The following is a 19,440-nucleotide window of genomic DNA, read 5'->3' on the forward strand; positions in this document are numbered from 1 at the left end:
CGGGGGTTCGAGGGGGGGTGGGGTCAGAAAGGGGCTACCGGGTTGGCAGGCTTGAGGTCCCCGCGCGCCCGGGCGCTGCGCTTGACGGCGGCCGCGGGCTGCGAGATCCGGTCGAGCAGGACGCCCAGGCAGACGATGGCGACACCGGCCGTCATGCCGAGCGCCAGGTCGCCCTTGGCCAGGCCCTTCACGACGTCGACGCCGAGCGCGCCGCCGCCGACCATGCCCGCGATGACGACCATGGACAGGACCAGGACGACGCCCTGGTTCACGGCGAGCAGCAGCGACGGGCGGGCCAGGGGCAGCTGCACCTGGCGGAGCTGCTGACCGGTGGAGGCGCCGAGCGAGCGGGCGGCCTCCAGGGCCGCCGGGTCGATCTGACGGATGCCCTGGTTGGTGATGCGGACGACCGCGGGCAGAGCATAGAGCACAGCCGCCGCGATACCCGCCGTACGACCACCGCTGAGCAGCGCGATCATCGGGATCAGGTACACGAACTGCGGCATGGTCTGCAGGGTGTCGAGCACCGGCCGGAGGGCCCGGTCGACCCAGTCGACGCGGGCAGCGAGCACGCCGACCGCGAAGCCGAGCAGCAGGGTCACGGCCAGGGCCGCGATGACCTGCGACAGGGTGTCCGTGGAGCGGGTCCACAGCCCCATGCCGCCGATCAGGCCGAGCGCGAGCACCGCGGTGACCGCGGCCTTCCAGCGGCCCACCAGGTAGGCGAGCACACCGGCGACGAGCAGGATCGCCCACCAGGGGGTGGCCTGCAGGGCGTCGCGCACCGGGTTGATGACGTACTCGGCGAAACCGTTGGCCCACGTCAGGGTGCCACCCAGGACCGGGATGCCGGAGCCGAGCTCGCGCTCGATCCAGCCGACCGCGGAGTTCACCGGCTCGGAGATGGAGACGACCCAGTTGTCGGGCCACTCCAGCTTGCCGAGGGCGGTGCCGACCGCGGTGGCGGCGGCGGTCGCGGCTGCGACGACGGCCCAGGTCAGCCACGGCTTGGTCCGCCGGGCGGCGGCCGCCGGGGCGTCCAGGCGCTCGCCGACCGCGGCGGTGGTGCGGTCCAGCCAGATGGCGATCAGGACGATCGCGATGCCCGCGGTCAGGGACTGCCCGGCGTCCAGGATGGACAGGGACCGGTAGATCTCCTCACCGAGGCCGCCCGCGCCGATCATCGAGGCGAGCACGACCATCGACAGGCACATCATGATCGTCTGGTTGAGGCCGAGCAGCATCTGCTTGCGGGCCAGCGGGAGCCGGGCCGTGAAGAGCTGCTGCCGGAAGGTCGCGCCGAGGGACTGGGAGGCCTCCAGGGCCGCCGCGTCCGCGCCGCGCAGGCCGAGCGAGGTGAGCCGGGCCATCGGCGGAGCCGCGTAGATCACGGTGGTGACGAAGGCGGCGGGGGTGCCGACGTCGAAGATCAGCACGAACGGCAGCAGATAGGAGAAGGCCGGCAGGACCTGCATCGTGTCGAAGACCGGGCGCAGGATCCGCTCACCGCGGTCGGAGAGGCCGGAGATCATGCCGAGCACCACGCCCACCAGGGCGGCGGCGGCGACACAGACGACCATCAGGCCTACGGTCTCCATCGCGGGTTCCCACATGCCGAGCAGGCCGATCAGGCCGAAGGCGCCGAGCGCGGTTCCCGCGGTACGCAGGGCGCGGCGCTGCAGCCCGGCACCGCCCGCCGCCCAGGCGACGAGCACGGCGGCGACGGTCACGCCGATGAAGCCGAGGCTCTCCAGGCCCAGGACCACCGAGTCGACCGCGGACTGCGCGGTGTTGCTGATGTGCAGCAGGAAGTAGAGGAAGAGCGGGTGCGTGTCGCGGTTGTCGACCAGCCACTCGTTCAGGTCGGTGAGCGGCGTACGCAGGTCGAAGGTGAGGCCCTTCGGCCAGACGCCGCTGCCGTCGGCGAGCGCGGCGATGACCGCCACGAGCAGGGCGGCGACCAGGACCATGGCCCTGGGGTTGCCTGCCAGGCGGGCCCAGAAGCCCGGGGCCGCGGGCGGCGCCTCGGCCTCCGGCTTCTGTACCCGCTCCCGCTTGTCGAGGACGGGGGTCTCCGTAGGGGCGGCACTCATACTGCGGCCGCCTTCTGCTCGGGGGTATCGGCTTCGTCGTCGACACCCGCCACCACGGACAGGAGCCGGGCGTGGTCGACGACGCCGAGGGTGCGGCCGCCCTCGACGACGCGGCAGTGCTCGCCGCTGCGGACGACAGCCTCGATGGCGTCGGCCACCAGGGTGTCCGGGGCGAGCGCGGCACCGGAGTCGGCCTCGCCGTCCACGGCCGGGCGCATCGCGCGGCGCACCGAGACGACCTGCTCGCGCGGGACGTCCCGGACGAAGTCGCGTACGTAGTCGTCAGCCGGGTTGGCGACGATCTCCTCGGGGGTGCCGAGCTGCACGATCTCGCCGCCGCGCATCAGCATGATGCGGTCGCCCAGGCGCAGCGCCTCGGCGAGGTCGTGGGTGATGAAGACCATGGTGCGGCCCTCTTCGCGGTGCAGGCGGATGACCTCCTCCTGCATGTCCCGGCGGATCAGCGGGTCGAGGGCGCTGAACGGCTCGTCGAAGAGCAGCACTTCGGGGTCGACGGCGAGGGCGCGGGCGAGGCCCACGCGCTGCTGCTGACCACCGGAGAGCTGGGTCGGGCGGCGGTGCTCCATGCCGGCGAGGCCGACCTTCTCGACGATCTCCTGGGCCTTGGCGCGGCGCCCGGCCTTGCCGACGCCCTGGATCTCCAGGCCGTACGCGACGTTGTCGAGGACCGAACGGTGCGGCAGGAGGCCGAAGTGCTGGAAGACCATGGCGGCGCGATGCCTGCGGAGCTCGCGCAGCTTGTCCTTGTCCAAGGCGAGCACGTCCTCGCCGTCGAAGGATATGGAGCCGCCGGTCGGCTCGATCAGCCGGGTCAGACAGCGGACGAGGGTGGACTTGCCGGAGCCGGACAGGCCCATGACGACGAAGACCTCGCCCTTGTGGACGTCGAAGGAGACATCGCGGACGGCGGCGGTGCAGCCGGTCCGCTCGCGCAGCTCCTGCGCGGAGAGCCCGGCGAGCGACGTGTCGCGGGGGACGCGGTCGGCCTTCGGACCGAAGACCTTCCACAGGTTGCGGACGGAGAAGGCGACGTCACGGTCGTCGGACGAACCGTCCGACGGGGACGCGGCGGGAGCGGTCGCGGCCGCGTCGGTCTTCGTCATATCGGCCTTGTCCGCGTCGGTCTTCGTCACGTCGGTGGCCTCGGACATCTCGGTCTCGGTGTTTCCGGATGCGCCGGCGGAGGTGTTAGCCATTACGCATCACCTCCCTTGGTAGGTGCTTCCTGGAGCAGTTCGGCGCACTTCTCCCCCACCATGAGGACGCCGAGCATGGGGTTGACGGCCGGCATCGTCGGGAAGACAGAGGCATCCGCGATACGGATGCCCGCCAGACCACGGATCTTCAACTGCGGGTCCACGACGGCGAGTTCGTCGTTCTTGGCGCCCATCTTGCAGGTGCCCGCAGGGTGGTAGACGGTGTGCGCGGCCTTGCGCACCAGCTCGCTGATCTCCGCGTCGTCGGTGACCTCGGGGCCGGGGAAGACCTCGCGCTTGAGCCACTTGGCGAACGGCTCGGCCTGCGCGACCTTGCGCGCCAGCTTGATGCCGTCGACGAGCGTCTGCCCGTCGTAGTCGCCCTCGTCCTCGAAGTACCGGAAGTCCAGCGCGGGCTTGACCTCGGGGTCGGCCGAGGTGAGGTAAAGGCGGCCGCGGGAGCGGGACTTGGGGATGTTCGGGGTCATCGACACACCGTGCTCGGGGCGCTCGTAGCCCAGCCGCTCCGGGTTGTCGGTGAACGGGATCTGGTAGAAGTGGAACATCAGGTCGGGGCCCTTGTGCTCCGGGTCCCGCTTGACGAACAGACCCGCGTCGGAGTCCATCGCGGAGTTGTCCGGGATCGGCCCGTCGGTCTCCCAGACGATGACGGACTCGGGGTGGTCGATCAGGTTCTCGCCGACGCCCGGCAGGTCGAGCACGCACTCGATGCCCAGCGCTTCGAGGTCCTTCTTCGGGCCGATGCCGGAGTGCATCAGCAGCCGCGGAGTGTCGACGGCGCCGGCGCAGACCAGCACCTCACACGCGGCCTCGACGAGAACCTCCGCGCCGTCCTTCGTACGGACGTGCACGCCCTTGGCGCGCTCGCCGTCCAGCTCCAGCCGGTACGCCCAGGTCTCCAGCATCAGCGTGAGGTTCGGGCGGTCCCCGGCCTCCATGTGCGGGTGGAGGTAGGCGACGGAAGCGGACGACCGCTTGTTGTTCTCCGGGTGGTAGGAGAGGTCGAAGAAGCCGACGCCCTCCTCGAAGGGCTGGTCGTTGAAGCCGACGACCTCGGGCACGCCCAGCGCGCTCTTGGTCGCCTCGATCCAGTCCGTCGCGATCTGGTTCTGGTCCTTCTTCGCCACCCGCACGATGTTGTTGCGCAGCTTGCCGAAGTAGGGGTCCATCTCCTTGGCACCCCAGCCGGTGGCACCCGCCGCCGCCCACTCGTCCCAGTCGGACGGCAGCGGCTTGAAGGAGATCAGGGTGTTGTGCGAGGAGCAGCCACCGAGGACCTTGGCGCGGCTGTGCAGGATGTGCGAGTTGCCGCGCGGCTGCTCGGTGGTCGTGTACTCGTAGTCCAGCTCGCCGCCGAGCAGGCCGAGCCAGCGGCGCAGCGTCAGAACCTCATCGCGGTCGATGTCGGACGGGCCGCCCTCGATGACGGCGACGGTGACGTTCGGGTCCTCGGTGAGCCGGGAGGCGATCACCGAACCGGCGGTGCCACCACCGACAACTACGTAGTCGTACACAGGCATGGGGTTGTGCTCCTTCTGCGATGTTCGTGCGTTCCCGCGTGGCGCCGGGAACGCGTGGTGCCGGGACGGACGGGCTAGCCCGCGAACCACCGAACCGGTTCGGGCCGGAGGTTCTCGTAAACGTGCTTGCTCTCCCGGTACTCGTCCAGACCCGTGGGCCCCAATTCCCGGCCGATTCCGGACTTGCCGAAGCCGCCCCACTCCGCCTGCGGAAGGTAGGGGTGGAAGTCGTTGATCCAGACCGTGCCGTGCCGCAGCCGGGCGGCGACCCGGCGCGCACGGGCGGTGTCGGCGGACCACACCGCACCGGCCAGCCCGTACTCGGTGTCATTGGCCAGCGCCACGGCCTCGTCCTCGGTCGTGAACGTCTCGACCGTCAGGATCGGACCGAAGGTCTCCTCCCGGACGACCTTCATCTCGCGGTGGCAGCCGTCCAGCACGGTCGGCGAGTAGAAGTAGCCGGTGGCCGGGCGCACGTCCGACGGCTTGGGACGCGAGCCACCGGAACGCAGCTGCGCGCCCTCGGCCAGCGCGGAGGCCACATACGCCTCCACCTTCTCCAGCTGCTGCTGCGATACGAGCGGACCACACTCCACACCGTCCTCGGTGCCCCGCCCGAGCTTGATCTTCTCGGCGCGGCGGGCGAGCTCGGCGACGAAGCGGTCCCGCACCGACTCCTCGATGATCAGCCGGGCACCGGCCGAGCAGACCTGCCCGCTGTGGATGAAGGCCGCGTTCAGGGCCTGGTCGACGGCGGTGTCAAAGCCCTCGTCGGTGGCGCAGGCATCCGCGAACACCACATTCGGGTTCTTGCCGCCCAGCTCCAGCGCGATCTTCTTCGCTCCGGAGACCGCCGCCGCGCCCGCCTTCGTACCGCTGGCGAGACCGCCGGTGAAGGAGAACAGATCCACATCCGGGTGCTCGGCCAGCCGCTGGCCCACCGGCAGGCCCGCACCGGTGACGATGTTGGCGACACCGGCCGGCAGCCCGGCCTCCACCAGCAGCTTGATCAGGTGCACCGTCGACAGCGGTGTGACCTCGCTGGGCTTGATCACGAAGGTGTTTCCGGTCGCGAGGGCGGGCGCGATCTTCCAGCTGGCCTGGAGCAGCGGGTAGTTCCAGGGCGTGATCATCGCGCAGACGCCGACCGGCTCATGCACGACCACGCTGTGGATGTCGGGCGACCCGGCGTCGACGACCCGCCCGCCGCTCTCGTTCATCACCAGATCGGCGAAGTAGCGGAAGGCGTCGGTCACGCAGTCGACATCGATCCGCCCCTCCTCCAGCGTCTTGCCGGTGTCCCGGCTCTCGATCAGCCCGATCTCCTCGCGGTCCCGCTGGAGCAGATCGGCGACGCGGCGCAGCAGGGCCGCACGGTCGGCGACGGCCGTACGGGGCCAGGCGCCCGCGCCACCGTCGAAGGCACGACGGGCGGCCTCGACCGCCGCATCGGCATCCTCGGCACCGCCCTCGGACACCACCTGGAGCGTCGTCGCGTCGGCGGGGTCGAGGACCTCCCGCGTGGCGCCGGATGCGGCGGAACGCCACACCCCGTCTACGTGAATGGTGTTTGCCGCCACGTCGTTACTGCCTTCCGCTTACCGATTCGTTTGCACTGGTTCAACCACTGGTTCAACCAGCAACAGGGACCCCTCCCCTAAAGCCCCCTACCTATGCCCAAACCTTCATCGAAAGTGACCCGACTCACTGAATGTGCGGCTGGAAGTCCGAGTACGTACCTTTAGAGCCGTATGTCCCTTTGGCGTGTCCCCCAGGACCGGAGGTGCCGAGATGGCCGGCGGACACCGCACCGCACTCGCGGTCACGGCCCTGAGCTGCACAGCACTCCTCGCAGGGACCGCCGGTACGGGTTCCACTTCGGCCGACCCCGACGGCCAGGGCGACCTGGCGAAGAAGTCGGCCCAGCAGATATCCGACATCTCACGCCGCGAACTCCTGGCCGCGAAATCCCTGCGGCTCCGCACTCAGACCAGCGTCAGCCCCACCAAGCTCGATCTCACCCTCGACCGCGCCGGTAACTGCACGGGCGTCATCAGCAAAGGCGCATCCGGCCGCGTGGAAATAGTCAAGCGCGGCAAACAGGTCTGGATACGGCCCGACGCCGCCTACTGGAAGACCCAGCTCCCCGGCCGCGAGGGCATCGACGCCGCCAAGAGGTTCAAGGGCCGCTTTCTGCACGGCACCACCGCCGACGCCGTCCTCAAGCGGATCTCCGCCGCCTGCGACCTGACCGCCTTCCAGAAGTCCGCCGCCGGCCCGGACCACCCGCCGACCCCGCCGCCCGGCAGCCCCACACCCCGCGCCCCCGCCCTCAGCAAGGGCAAGCCGACCGCCCACGAAGGCGCGCGCGTCCTCCCCCTCATCAAGAAGTCCGGCCCGGCGACCCAGACCCTCTACGTAGCGATCAAGGGCAAGCACTACCCCGTCAAGCTCACGACCACGGTCGGCCGCGAGTCCAGCACGCTCCTGCTGAGCAACTACGACAAGCCGGTCCCGGCCAGGACGCCGCCCGCCGGGAAGACGGTGGACATCTCGGTGCTGGAGCAGCGCTTGCAGGGTGCGTGACTTACACACGCGCCCGTGCACACGTGTCCGTACAAACGAGATGTACGGACACGAGCACGTGGCATACGCGCATACGTATCGTTGAGCCATGCGGCTGCCCGCACCGCGCGGCAGCGGGGAGGAGCGGCACTATGACCATCAGCCTTGAGCGGACCGAAACGATCGAGACCGACGGGATGGAGATGGCGGAGCCCACTGAGCACGAGCAGAGCTTGGACGAGCTGGACGACCTGTTCGCACGGCTGGAGCGGATGCCTGTCCCCGAGGGATACAAGGTCGAGATCGTCAAGGGGACCATCTACATGACGCCGCAGCGGAGCATCCACTGGCAGACCATCCGCCGGATCGTGCGGGCGCTCGAAGACAAGTACGGCATGGACGTCCTGGCCATGTCGGACGTCCGGATCGACTTTCCAGGCGGCGACAACGGCTTCTGCCCGGACGTCGCCAAATTCGCCGACGGCGCCGAGGAGGACGCGCGGCACGGCTGGCGCTACCAAGACGTCGAGTTCATCGCCGAGGTCATCTCCAAGGGCACCGCCGCCAACGACTACGGCCCGAAGAAGGACGCCTACGCCGCCGCCGAGGTCCCGGTCTATCTGATCGCCGACCCCTACACCGGCCGCTGCCGCGTCTTCACACACCCGCAGGACGGCGAGTACAAGGTGGACACCACGCTCGCCTACGGCGAGCCGATCGACCTCAAGGACACGGTCGTCGGACTGACCCTCTCGACCGACGAGTTCCCCCGGGACTAAGCGCGGGAATACCTCCCCGGGGCCTCCGCGTTGAGGCCCCGCAGGGGGCCTATGCATCCCCCAGGGCATCCGTTCGACCACCCCCTAGGGCCCTCGCCGCCCCCGCCGCTTCCCCTCCCGCCGCGCCTGCTCCTTCTCCACCAGCCGGGCGAACTCCTTCATCTCCTCCGAGGCCCCCAACTCCCCGCCGTCCTCACCCTCCTTGCGCCACAGCCCCTTCTCCCGCAGCTCCCGCGTGTGCACCTCCACCGGCGGATCGGGGTCGAAGTCGGACGCCCGCGGCCCCTCCGGACCGTCCGGCCCGACCCTCACCAGCCGCTCGACGCGCACCACCTTGAAGACATGCGCCCCGTCCGCCACCGCGACCTCGTTCCCCGGCCGCTCGTCCAGCAGGTTCGCGGCCCGTTCGTACGCGTCCCGGTCCGCCTGGTCGAGCTGGAGCGTCACCGGCGCCATCACCCGCAGCCACATGGTCAGCGCGTCCCGCGCCGCCTGCGGCGTATTGCAGGCCCCGGTATGCGGCTTCCACAGCGCCCCGCCGATCCGCTCCGCGATCATGAACCCGGCGGGCAGCAGCACCCCGCCCGGATGCGTCCGCGCCGCCCGCTGCGAGTCCCTGCGCACATCCGGCGGCACCATCCCCGCGGTACGCACGATCTGCAACAGGTCGAGCTTCAAGATCCCCTCGGACATCCCCGTGCCCACCGCCGGATCGATCACAAACCCACTGGTACGGCTGGGCAGCCGATACGCCTGACCGGGCTCCGCCGGATCCGGATCCGAAGGCCGCGGCGGCTCCGGCCCCTCCGCCCCCCGCCGAATGAACTGCTCCCCATGGATGACCCGATACCGGTCCCCCAGCACCGTCAGCTCATCCACCTTCTCCCAGTCCAGCCGCACCGCCGCCGCCATGCACTCGGCACGGCCCGCCTCGTCCCCCGACTCCTCGGCCTGATGCGCCAGCCGCCGGAACGTCGACGCCATGGTGTCCCTGGAGTCCTGCGGAGTGCTCTCCCCGAAGCTGATGACCTCCCAGCCACCCTGCTCGCGCTCTCGCGCATGCCCGAAAACCGCCGCCCCCGCCGCGAGAATCTCGGGATACGCCTCCCTGGCCCGCCACGCCTCCTCATCGGAGAACGCCGCCACCGGGCTGTCCTGTGCGACCACCTTGATGGTCTGGTACGCGGGTACCTGCTCACCTGTCATTGTGCTCACCCATCACCTGAAGCTGCCCGTAGTGGTGCACCAACGCCCGGCACACCCGGGCCAGTTGCTGCGCATACCGCAGCGCCGACATGAGCCCACTCCCAGCACCCGCGCCCGGTCCGGTCTTCCGCTGCGCCTCACGCACCCCGGCCAGCGCCGCACACCGCACGCTGTCGTCCTTCGGCAACGCCCAGGCCAGTTCCTCGACTTCGGGAATGAGCAGCGCGATATGCCCGCGCAAGAACAAGGTGACGTCCTCCAGTTCGTCATGCCGCGGCACGGGCGCGTCCTCGGCGAGCACCGTGTCGAGACTGCGCAGAATCGTTCGAATGTCGACCCCATACGAACCAATTTCCTCCTTTAGAAGGAAATTTCGATGAAGCGAGGCGTGCTGGTCCATGCCCCAACCATGCTGGCCACAGGCCCGCGAAGGCGAGCCTGACGACCCCTACAAAAAAGCCGTACGGGTCCGCCGCCATCGCGTACGAGAGGAAATAGCGCTATGTCCAGCGACGGCTACTACGACAACATCCCCGTGAGCCTGCGCATCCTGGGCCTCCAGACAAAGGCGTTACGAGAACTGGCCGGCCTCACGCAACGCCAACTGGGCGACAAGGCGGGCTTCTCCGAATCCCTGATTGGCAGCGTGGAATGCGGCCGCCGCCCGCTCAAGGAAGACCTCGCGCTGAAGTTGGAAGAGGTGTTCAAGGTCCCGGGCGTGTTCATGTCCGTCATCGAGGAGCAGTTGAAGGAGCCGCATCCGGTGTGGTTTCAGCCGTACGCGGACGCCGAAGCGGAGGCAGTCGCGCTGTCCGCCTACGACGCGCACCTGGTCAAAGGTCTGCTCCAGACCGAGGCGTACGCGCGGGCAGTACACATCGAGTACCACCCGGCCTTGGACGACGATGAGATCGAGCATCGCGTGACCGCCCGGCTGTCCCGACAAAAGCTCCTCACCCGCGTGCCTACCGCATCCCTGAGCTTCATCTTGGAGGAGGCCGTGTTGCGCCGTCCCATCGGCGGCCCGGAGGTGCTGCGCGAGCAGTTGCACCGCCTGCTGGAAATCGGCCGTATGCGGCATGTCCAGATCCAGGTGATGCCGACAGGCTGTTCAAGCCATGCGGGCCTCGCAGGCCCATTCACCCTGGTCGAGCCACCGGACCGGGAGATGTGCGCCTACCTCGAAGTCCAAAACACGGGACGTCTGCTAACTGACCGTCGCACGGTCAGCACGATCGCGCGGCGCTATGGAATCCTGCAAAGCCAGGCACTGAACCCCAAGGAATCTGCGGAGTTCATCCAGAAGTTGGCGATGGAGGATCGATGAGCAACTTGCGGTGGTTCAAGTCCAGCTACAGCGACGGGGGTGGCGGCGACTGCATCGAGGTCGCCTACAACTGGCAGAAGTCCAGCTACAGCGGCGGTGAAGGCGGCGAGTGCATCGAGGTAGCCACCTGCCCCAACACCATCCACGTCCGCGACTCCAAACACATATCCGGCCCGGTGCTCGACCTCACCCCCACCCAGTGGGCGGCGTTCGTCGAGTTCGCCGTGCTGTCCGCGTGACCCTCGGCGAGCCGTAGGCACGGGTCTCCGTCACCGGGAAGACAATTCGGGCATGGCTAACACAGCGACAAAAGCAGTGCTCGAAGGCGGTCCCGAGGACCTTCCGGAGCGGATCGTGCCGATCGATCGTCCCGGGGACGACGTGAAGGTCCCGTTTCGCAACGGCTATGAACACTTCAGAGCCACGCCCCGGGAGAAGGACACCGGCGAGGGGCCGCTGCCCGTCTACGAGTGGTGGGAGCGCACCGAGCTGCCGGGATAGCGGTCACTGCGGTCACTTCGGGCCCGACCGGCCCGATCGGCTTCCGGGCCGGTCGGGCCGTCAGCTGGTGGGGACGAAGGCATGCAGGGCGATGCGCTGGGTCTCTTCCTGTTGCGGCCAGTCGGCCGCCGGTCCCAGGACGAGTACCGCGAACCGGCGGCCGTCGGCGGCGGTGAAGACGCAGTCCACCACCTGGACGCGCTCGTCCAGGCGGTCGCTGTCATAGGAGTAGACCAGTTGGGCAGCGTCCGAGCTCAGGGTGGGGTCGTTGAGCGGTTCGAGGCTGATCTCTTCGTAGCCGGGGTTGCCCTGCAAGCCCTCTGACGCCTTCTCCAGCGATTCGCGCGGGGTGTAGTCGGGTTCGGTGATCTCGAAGATCTGCACCAGGCCGCGGTCGTCCGGCGCGGTGTAGAAGACGCCGGTCTTGCGGAGGCTGCGCGTCCAGCCGTCGGGCACCGCGGTGGTGAAGCCCTCTTCGTCGTCGACGAGGTGATAGCCGTCGGGGATCTCGGTGGCGGCGGACGGCGAGGACGGGGTTTGCGTGGTGGGTGAGGCGGGCGAGGTGGCGGTGATGCTTGCCGAGGCCGATGCGCGGTTGGTTGGCGGGCGGGCGGCGGCCGGGTCTTCGCTGTTGCGGCCCCACAGCAGATAGCCGCCGCCGAAGCCCGCCGCGATCACGGCCACCGCCGCGCCGGCGACCAGGGCCGTGGTCCGGCGGCGGCCGCCCGGGGAGGGGACGGGGGCGGGCTCGGGGGCGAGGCCCGGTCCGGCGTACGGGTCGTATGCGGGCGTGGACGGGGGTAACCCGTCCGGCGGAGGGGCCGGCGGCGCGGGTTCGAACGTCGGGCGGGGCGGCATCGGGCCCGTGTACGGGGCGGGCCGTGGGGTGCCGACCTTTTCCCAGGTCTGGGTTTCGCTGTTCCAGCGTGTTCCGCCGGTGTCCGCCATCGTCAGCCTCCCGCCAGGGCGGCGACCGCCTGGCCGACCGCGGCTCCGGAGGCCAGCAGCCCGACGACGGAGCCGGCGTCGGTGAGTGCGGTGCGCAGACGGGCCAGCCGGCCGGGTCCGGCGGCCCCGGTGTCGGTGATCTCCCCTTCGGTGTCGGCGAGTTCGGCGCTCAGGGCCGTGACCTCCGGGGTCTCCACCACTCTGGCCAGGTCGTCGCGCAGGGCGCGTACGGCGCGCAGCAGTTCCTCCTGCGCCGGGTCCGTCGTGGGTGCGCCGTTGCCCTCGTTGTTCGTCACCGTGTTGTTGTCACCGATGGCGAAGGCACCCTGGACGCTGCCGATGTGGATGCCCCTGCCGCGCTCGTCAGCCGTTGCCATTCTTGGCACTTCCCTTCGATGTGGAGCCCTGGTTGGTGGGATTGGGCTTGGGAGAGGGGGGCGGTTTGGGGGCGTTGTTGGTGATGGTGTTGTTGTCGCCGATGCCTACGGCGCCCTGGGCGGACTCGACGTAGACGCCGCCCTGGGCGACGTTGACGACCCGCTGCTCGAATTCGTCGGTCTGGTAGCCGGCGTCGTACAGCGCGGTGGTCACGCCGGCCGCGACCCGCTGCTGAATGGTCTTCAGATAGCGGGCGACGTCCATCTCCTGGAAGAGCGAGGCCTCGTCGAAGGAGCCCAGCTCGCGTACCGAGGCGCCGGGGCCGTCCGGCAGCGACCCTCCGTACCCTCCGGTGCCCAGGTGCCATGTCGACAGCAGGCCGCGCACCAGCGTGAGTACGGCATGCCCCGCGGAACGGGGGGTGCGGGCCAGCGCCCACACCGCCTTGCCGAAGTGGTTGTGGTGGCGGTAGTGGTGGGCGATCCGGTCGGCGTCCTGGAAGACCTGCCGCAGCGGCCACAGCACATGCGGCGCGACCTCCAGCATCAGCATCCCGCCCTGGGTGTGCACCCGCACGAAGACCGTGGTGACGATGCCCTCGTTCCAGCCGCCGACCCGGATACGCAGGAAGTGCCGCCGGGTCTCGCCGCCTTCCTCCACCGCACCGGCCCGGTGTTCCTCGAACGCCGAGGGTGCGTACGGCGCCATCGCGCGGGACTTCAGCCCCTCGGCCGGCAGGAAGACGCACTCGTCGATCTCCAGCGCGCGCAACCGGTCGCGTACTGCGGCCGCGGCCGCCGGTGAGCCGTGCGCCGACGGCACCCGCAGGTCCGCCACCAGGGGGATGATGCGGTCCAAGATGGCCCTGTTGTCCAGCGGCTCGACCTCGCGGTCCGTCCGGGGCCGCAACTCCACCGACAGGGACCAGGTCCTGAACGCGCGGCCGGCGCCGCAGAACGGGTTGGCGGCCCGGTACATCACCAGCGGGCCGTGCTGCTCGATCCGCACCCGGTCCCGCAGCCGCCGGAACCGGAAGCCTTCGGACCGCTCCGCGGGGTCGGACACGACGTCGGGGAAGCGTTCCTTGGACAGTTCGCGGGCCAGCGCGAGGGCGAACTGCCCGCGTTGGAGGCCCACCATCGCGGCCAGCAGCAGCGGCAGGACCAGGGCGACCCAGGCCCGCAGCAGCTCGGTGCCTTGGGCGGCGACGTCCGCGTAAGGGGTGTCGACCGAGGTGCTGCCCCACCCGTTGTCGCCGAAGGAGCCGAACGGGTCGAAGGAGTCGGAGTCGTAGGAATCGTAGGAGCCGTAGTCCGGCGGGCCGCCGCCCCAGGCGTCCAGCAGCAGCGAGAACGGCCAGGTCACGGCCAGGACGCCGACAGTGCCGCCGCTCACCGTGACCACCAACGACACGACGAACAGCAGCAGCGACAGCCGGCCGTACCAGCGCAGGATGAAGGAGAGGAAGCGGGCCAGCCACCGCGGGATGGGCACCCGGACGACGGCGCGGGAGAGGGCCATCATGACGACGGGGAAGAGGTAGAGCGCCGCCAGGCCCCCGGACAGGGGGATGGCCACGATCCAGAGCAGCAGGATCGCCGCGGCCCAGCCCAGTTGGAGCCGCCGGGCGCGGAGTGCGTGGGCGAGGACGCGGGCGGCGTCGATGCCCAGGGAGGGCGCGGCGAACCGCTCCTCGTGGACGTACAGCTCGTCGATGACGGCGTCGCGGAACCCGTCGTCCATGTAGGTGCCGGCGCACAGCAGCCGGGTGGCCTCGCTGGCGCCCGGCGGGGTCGGGGGTAACGGGCCGGGGACGTCGGCGGATTCCTCCGGTGCCTTGCGCAAACTCCGGTGACCGTCAGGGTCGCTCGGCTGCTGAGGCAGGTTCTTCTGCGTCATCGTTCTCCCCCGAAACACCAACACGTCATCAGCGCGGCCCAGTTGTGCGCGTGAGGCGCTGCGGACTGGCCGCTGTGCGGAAGCCGCAGCATAGGGGAGAACACCACTCCGTGTCAGGGGTTATGAACATGCGGTGACCGGAAGCGGTGGTGCTTCACAGCCAACGGCCGAGCCCGCACGATCCGGTGCGGATCGTGCGGGCTCGGGAAGGCTGTAACGCCGTCACAGACGGCGGTTCAGGGGGTGGCTCAGAGGAGGCCGAGACCGCGGACGGCGTCGCGCTCCTCCGCCAGCTCCTGCACCGACGCGTCGATGCGCTGGCGCGAGAAGTCGTTGATCTCCAGGCCCTGGACGATCTCGTACTTGCCGTCCTTGGTGGTGACGGGGAACGAGGAGATCAGGCCCTCCGGGACGCCGTAGGAGCCGTCCGAGGGGATACCCATGGAGGTCCAGTCGCCGTCGGCGGTGCCGTTGACCCAGGTGTGGACGTGGTCGATGGCGGCGTTGGCGGCCGAGGCGGCGGAGGACGCGCCACGGGCCTCGATGATCGCCGCGCCGCGCTTGGCGACGGTCGGGATGAAGGTGTCGGCCAGCCAGGCCTGGTCGTTGACGACCTCGGCGGCGTTCTTGCCGGCGACCTCGGCGTGGAAGATGTCCGGGTACTGGGTGGCGGAGTGGTTGCCCCAGATCGTGAGCTTGCGGATCTCGGAGACCGGGGTGCCGGTCTTCTGCGCGAGCTGCGTGACGGCGCGGTTGTGGTCCAGGCGGGTCATCGCGGTGAAGCGCTCGGCCGGTACGTCCGGCGCGGCGGCCTGTGCGATCAGCGCGTTGGTGTTGGCGGGGTTGCCGACGACCAGGACCTTGATGTCGTCCGCGGCGTGCGCGTTGATGGCGGCGCCCTGCGGCTTGAAGATGCCGCCGTTGGCCTCCAGCAGGTCGCCGCGCTCCATGCCCTTGGTACGGGGGCGGGCGCCGACGAGCAGGGCGACGTTCGCACCGTCGAAGGCCACGTTCGGGTCGTCCGAGATGTCGATGCCCTGGAGCAGCGGGAAGGCACAGTCGTCGAGCTCCATGGCGGTGCCCTCGGCGGCCTTCAGACCCTGGGGGATCTCCAGGAGGCGCAGCTTGACCGGCACGTCCGCGCCGAGCAGATGACCGGAAGCAATGCGGAAGAGGAGTGCGTAACCGATCTGGCCGGCGGCGCCGGTGACGGTGACATTGACGGGAGTGCGGGTCATGGCGATCTCCTGCGCGACGTTTTCTGGGGGCAAGCCCCAGACCACCAGGGGTGGCGGTGGGTGTCCCTGCCCATGTATCCAGGCCTCACCAAGGTGTCTTGGTATCGAGAGACCCGGGCGTCAGGCTATCGGACCGTTCCTGAAGACTGAACATGGGTTGCTCATGCTCAGCCGTGTGCCCCAAACGGTTATGGGCACACTGGTCCCCCGCATTCGCTCCGCATCCGGCGCCGACAGATCGTGTCCGTGGTCCGGGAATGAGGGGGCGGGTTCCCTCACGCCCAAGGACGCCCGGTCGGGCCTGGGCGGTCCGATGCCCCTGCTCATCGCTCCGGTGAGCGGGGGGCGGTGCCGTCCGTCGCCGGATCGGGTGTCCCTGGGCGCGTCGGCCGATCGCCACGGCTGCCGCGTCGTGGCGAGTGGTCTTGCGCTTGGTGCAGGAGAGGGGCTTCTGCCAGTGCTGGGCGCCCCATTTCGACGTATACGCCGGGTCGACGACGATGATCGCGATGCCTGTTTGGTCGGCCATCGAGGTCAGCCGGGCCCGCAGACGGGCCGTGGGCATGCCGGAGATGAGCCGCCGGAACCGCTTCCTACGGCCGTGTTTCTCGCGGGTCTTCCCCGCGGCGAAGTCCAGGTCTTCGATGGCGACGGCATTGACGCCGCACGTTATGGCCCAGTGCAGCAGCCGGGTGAGGGCGTGACGGACCTGGGCGTCACGGTGCTCGCGTGTGCCGGACAGGTCGTAGAAGAAGCGGCGCGGGGTGCCGACGGGGTTGCCGCAGGTGTCGAGGCGCCAGGCAGCGATGTGGTCGGCGTTGATGTCGACACCGATCACGCCGTGCGCGAGTGCGGCCTTGAACGGGATTGTCCTCGTCGGCTGGTACTGCCAGGAGGCGGTGATGTACCAGCGCCCGCGTGCGGTGTCGTAGTGGACGCGGTACGCCACGGCCCGGTCGGCCTCCACCCGGTCGGCCCACTCCGTGCCCCGGTGCGGGAACCTGATCTTGGCGGCGAGCACGTACCGGCCGTGTTTGGCGTTCGCGTATACGGCCAGCGGGGCGGGGAGCTTGATGCTCACCTCACCCTCGGGGCTGACGCGGATCGTCTCGTTCCCGTATCGCTTCCCGGACTCGCCATCGGCCTGGCAGAACCAGCGTCCGGCCTCCCAACGCTTGCGCCACTCGACCTCGGTGAGCTGGGCGGCTTCGAGGTTGTGCCGGGTGCGGGCAAGCCGTTTGCCACCACGGGCGACATGCACACAGCCGGCCTCGCGGTCCGCCCGCTCGTGCTCCAGCCGGCCGTGAAGCACATGGAGGCGCCGCGTCTTCGCGTACCACTCCTGCCGGGACCGGTAGCCGCCCGGTGCCCGCTTGGAGCCCTTCTCCCCGACCGGGAGGCACAGTCGATGCGCGAGGGTACGGATGCCCGCTTCGAGGTTGTGGATGCGCGCAAGCTGGCCACGGCGGGCCAGCGCCCACTGATCGTGCGACGCCTTGGTGATCGCCCCGGCCCAGCGCGCCGACGAGAGCGGCGTCAGCTCCCGCTTGCGCACCGCCCACGCATCGGCGGAGTGCTCCAGGCCGGCCGCGCACCGGGCCTTGAGGTCCTTCGAGGCGAGCGTGCCCAGATGCGCGCCGACCAGCCGCAGCACCTCCTCATCCCCAGCCGTCAGGTGCTTGAGGCGGCTACGGACCGCTACACCGGTCGGCCCGGACGCAACGAACGGCTCCGCCAGTTCTCTCACCCCGCCACCCCCGCCCGGCCACATCCGAAGATTCCGTCACCACATCCAACGAAGCCCGCCTGAAAAGGTCACACATTCGACATAAGAACATCCACTCCCATCCCGAAGGACGGGCGCCATGACCGACACGCGCCGCACGTCAACACCACCAGCACTCGCTCCCGCTCACCAGAACACACCAGAGCACATTCCAGCGACGGCAGTTCCAGACCCCCACCCGGCACAGGTGACGGGCCGGTGTGGAACACCTCACCGGGTGTCGCATTCGCCGGGGATGCCCACGCGGACAGGTGGGCGGCCGCCCGCATGGAGGGGGAGTGCGGGCGGCCGCCGGGTGGTGCGATACCCGTGGGGGGGGGTACAGGTCGCATGCCCGGGATCCGGCCGGGCAATCCCCTCCGTTTCTCGCGCCCTTCCGGGACGGCGAATCCCGGCCAGGAGGGGCCGCCGGTCGGGCACGTCATGCGCGGGCGGGGAAGCGGAGGCACCCTGGTAACAGCGATTCCGGAGAGGTGATCGTCATGTTGAAGGCCGCTGTCGGATGGCATGTCGAGATGGAATTCGAGGAGGACACCCACCGCACCCGCGCGGCCGCCCTCGTACGGCTCCCTGACGGGAGCGAGGTGCGGTCCCACGGATACGCCAGCCGCCACCCCGCCGATTCGAACCAGCCGAGGGTCGGCGAAGAGGTAGCGGGAGCCAGAGCGCTGAACGAACTGGCGATGAAGTTGCTGACCAAGGCACACGACGAGATCGACGACGCGTCCGGCCGGACGTCGTATCCGCTGACCTGAACCAGATCCGTCAGACACCCACAGGGCTTGCTCGTCCAGGTAGGACTTGCTCGTCTAGGGCGTTGCCCGCGTGGTCGGGACGGGCTGCGCGCAGCCCTTCCGGCCGGCGACGGTCGTCCCGCAGGCGGACACCTTCGACGGGTCGCCGGTCACCTCGACCATCGGGGTGTACGCGTCGCCGTCCGCCCCGGCACGCGCCGTCGCGCTGCGGTCGCCCGCGCTGATCGTGGCCTGGTCGCCCTGGGCCGCGGTGGTGATCCGTGCCCAGGCGGCGCGGCAGACCTTGCTGTAGCGGACCTCGATCAGCGCGCCGCCCGCCATGCCCCGGGACGGGCTGACGGCGTGCCCCCCGCCGCAGCCCATCTCCTCCGGGTCCTTTCCGGCGCAGTCGGCACCGGAGCACTTCACCCCGGCGGGCAGCACCGGCTTCTCGCTCGGCGTCGCCGACGCCTTGGGCACCGCCTTCTTTTCGTCGCCGAACGGATTCAGCAGCAGCACGGCGGCGACGGCGACCAGCACCGCGCCCACCGCCCCGACGGTGACCATCAGTGCCGAGCGGCGGCGCCGCGCGGGCTCCGGGGCCGGCGCGGGAGCGGGAGCGGCCGGTGAAGCCGGCTGGGAGGTCGCCACCAGCCCGGGGAAGTCCGCGGTGGACGGCGCCTCCCCACTTCGCTGGTGCGGCGGCTGCGGGGCGGTGGCGACCGGAGCGCCCGCGCTCCTGCCGGACTTCGCCGCGGCCTTCCAGGCCGGCTTCGCGTCGTCCGGCGCCGGGCCGAACTCCCCCAGCGCGGCCCGCGCCTGCGCCACCTGTATCGCCTCCATGGTGGCGTCATGCCGCATCTCCGAGCGGCTCCAGGCCCGCTCGGCCAGCTCCCAGAGCGTGGTGAGATGTCCCGGGTTCGTGCCGGTCACCTCGGCCAGCGCGACCACCGCGCGCTGCGGCGGCAGCAAACGGCCGTTGAGATAGCGCTCCCACGACGTCTTACTGAAGCCCGTTCGGTCCGCGACGGTGGCCACGCTCAGTCCGCTGCGCTCCACAAGCCTGCGCAGCTGACTGGCGAACTCCCGCACCTGCGGATCGAGTTCTTCCGGCAGCGCCCTCCAGCGAGGCATTTCGTTCCCCTATCCCCCCGTATGCGCACATGTACCTAGTGCCGTGTTCATCCGGGTTTCTTCCGGTCCGCGCCCCCCGCTGCGGCCCGGTCCC

Annotated in this window: 18 protein-coding genes; 6 read left to right on the forward strand and 12 right to left on the reverse strand. The window is 69.9% G+C overall.

The features are described 5' to 3' along the window. Positions 1-23: 23 nt before the first annotated feature. The 4 genes from AB0I10_RS08870 to AB0I10_RS08885 form a co-directional block, all read right to left on the reverse strand. Positions 24-2,093 carry an ABC transporter permease subunit gene (locus AB0I10_RS08870; protein WP_363151647.1) on the reverse strand — a complete coding sequence of 690 codons (2,070 nt, stop codon included), beginning with the start codon at positions 2,091-2,093 and terminating at the stop codon, positions 24-26. Then, on the reverse strand, positions 2,090-3,310 hold the full coding sequence (locus tag AB0I10_RS08875; protein ID WP_363151648.1) for a glycine betaine/L-proline ABC transporter ATP-binding protein: 1,221 nt from the start codon (positions 3,308-3,310) through the stop codon (positions 2,090-2,092). The genes AB0I10_RS08870 and AB0I10_RS08875 overlap by 4 nt, the downstream gene beginning before the upstream one ends. After that, positions 3,310-4,851 (reverse strand): GMC oxidoreductase, encoded by a 1,542-nt coding sequence (locus AB0I10_RS08880; RefSeq protein WP_363151649.1) that lies wholly within the window; start codon positions 4,849-4,851, stop codon positions 3,310-3,312. The genes AB0I10_RS08875 and AB0I10_RS08880 overlap by 1 nt, the downstream gene beginning before the upstream one ends. Before the next feature lie 74 nt (positions 4,852-4,925). Then, positions 4,926-6,401, reverse strand: a complete 1,476-nt coding sequence (locus tag AB0I10_RS08885; RefSeq protein WP_363151762.1) for an aldehyde dehydrogenase family protein — start codon at positions 6,399-6,401, stop codon at positions 4,926-4,928. A 241-nt stretch (positions 6,402-6,642) separates the two neighbouring features. Here AB0I10_RS08885 and AB0I10_RS08890 point away from each other — a divergent pair, with 241 nt between their 5' ends. Then, positions 6,643-7,437 carry a hypothetical protein gene (locus AB0I10_RS08890; RefSeq protein ID WP_363151650.1) on the forward strand — a complete coding sequence of 265 codons (795 nt, stop codon included), beginning with the start codon at positions 6,643-6,645 and terminating at the stop codon, positions 7,435-7,437. Positions 7,438-7,613: 176 nt separating this feature from the next. Then, positions 7,614-8,195: a Uma2 family endonuclease gene (locus AB0I10_RS08895; RefSeq protein WP_363151763.1), complete on the forward strand. Its 582-nt coding sequence runs from the start codon at positions 7,614-7,616 to the stop codon at positions 8,193-8,195. Between the two features lie 84 nt (positions 8,196-8,279). On the opposite strand, the gene AB0I10_RS08900 is transcribed toward AB0I10_RS08895, so the two are convergent. Together AB0I10_RS08900 and AB0I10_RS08905 are read right to left on the reverse strand one after the other, a co-directional pair. Further along, a complete protein-coding gene (locus tag AB0I10_RS08900; RefSeq protein WP_363151764.1) occupies positions 8,280-9,401 on the reverse strand; it encodes a DUF5954 family protein in 1,122 nt (373 codons plus the stop codon). Further along, the gene (locus tag AB0I10_RS08905) at positions 9,391-9,801 is read right to left on the reverse strand and encodes a DUF6415 family natural product biosynthesis protein (protein WP_363151651.1); all 411 of its coding nucleotides are present in this window, start codon (positions 9,799-9,801) and stop codon (positions 9,391-9,393) included. Before AB0I10_RS08905 ends, AB0I10_RS08900 begins: the two co-directional genes overlap by 11 nt. Positions 9,802-9,903: 102 nt before the next feature. Here AB0I10_RS08905 and AB0I10_RS08910 point away from each other — a divergent pair, with 102 nt between their 5' ends. The 3 genes from AB0I10_RS08910 to AB0I10_RS08920 are packed head-to-tail and all read left to right on the forward strand — an operon-like array spanning position 9,904 to position 11,229. Continuing rightward, positions 9,904-10,728 (forward strand): helix-turn-helix transcriptional regulator, encoded by an 825-nt coding sequence (locus tag AB0I10_RS08910; RefSeq protein WP_363151652.1) that lies wholly within the window; start codon positions 9,904-9,906, stop codon positions 10,726-10,728. Continuing rightward, the gene (locus tag AB0I10_RS08915; protein ID WP_363151653.1) at positions 10,725-10,967 is read left to right on the forward strand and encodes a DUF397 domain-containing protein; all 243 of its coding nucleotides are present in this window, start codon (positions 10,725-10,727) and stop codon (positions 10,965-10,967) included. Before AB0I10_RS08910 ends, AB0I10_RS08915 begins: the two co-directional genes overlap by 4 nt. 52 nt (positions 10,968-11,019) lie before the next feature. Beyond that, positions 11,020-11,229, forward strand: a complete 210-nt coding sequence (locus AB0I10_RS08920; protein WP_363151654.1) for a DUF5988 family protein — start codon at positions 11,020-11,022, stop codon at positions 11,227-11,229. Positions 11,230-11,289: 60 nt separating this feature from the next. Here AB0I10_RS08920 and AB0I10_RS08925 read toward each other — a convergent pair whose 3' ends face one another. The 5 genes from AB0I10_RS08925 to AB0I10_RS08945 all read right to left on the reverse strand — a co-directional run bounded on the left by AB0I10_RS08925 (position 11,290) and on the right by AB0I10_RS08945 (position 17,463). Beyond that, complete coding sequence (locus AB0I10_RS08925) at positions 11,290-12,177, reverse strand: hypothetical protein (protein WP_363151655.1); 888 nt, start codon at positions 12,175-12,177, stop codon at positions 11,290-11,292. A 2-nt stretch (positions 12,178-12,179) separates the two neighbouring features. After that, entirely contained in the window at positions 12,180-12,554 is a 375-nt protein-coding gene (locus tag AB0I10_RS08930; RefSeq protein ID WP_363151656.1) for a hypothetical protein, read from the reverse strand. Beyond that, positions 12,541-14,454 (reverse strand): hypothetical protein, encoded by a 1,914-nt coding sequence (locus AB0I10_RS08935; protein WP_363151657.1) that lies wholly within the window; start codon positions 14,452-14,454, stop codon positions 12,541-12,543. Before AB0I10_RS08935 ends, AB0I10_RS08930 begins: the two co-directional genes overlap by 14 nt. Positions 14,455-14,702: 248 nt before the next feature. Continuing rightward, positions 14,703-15,692, reverse strand: coding sequence for a malate dehydrogenase (locus tag AB0I10_RS08940; RefSeq protein ID WP_363151658.1), 990 nt, complete (start codon positions 15,690-15,692; stop codon positions 14,703-14,705). 85 nt (positions 15,693-15,777) lie between these two features. Continuing rightward, entirely contained in the window at positions 15,778-17,463 is a 1,686-nt protein-coding gene (locus AB0I10_RS08945) for an IS200/IS605 family accessory protein TnpB-related protein (RefSeq protein WP_363151659.1), read from the reverse strand. 497 nt (positions 17,464-17,960) lie between these two features. Between AB0I10_RS08945 and AB0I10_RS08950 the strand changes: the two genes are divergently transcribed. Next, positions 17,961-18,233, forward strand: coding sequence for a DUF1876 domain-containing protein (locus AB0I10_RS08950; RefSeq protein WP_363151660.1), 273 nt, complete (start codon positions 17,961-17,963; stop codon positions 18,231-18,233). Positions 18,234-18,287: 54 nt separating this feature from the next. Here the strand turns inward: AB0I10_RS08950 and AB0I10_RS08955 are convergent, their stop codons facing one another. After that, positions 18,288-19,346: a DUF2690 domain-containing protein gene (locus AB0I10_RS08955; protein ID WP_363151661.1), complete on the reverse strand. Its 1,059-nt coding sequence runs from the start codon at positions 19,344-19,346 to the stop codon at positions 18,288-18,290. Positions 19,347-19,440 lie beyond the last annotated feature (94 nt).

The organism is Streptomyces sp. NPDC050636, from assembly GCF_040654775.1.
Classification (GTDB): Bacteria; Actinomycetota; Actinomycetes; order Streptomycetales; family Streptomycetaceae; genus Streptomyces.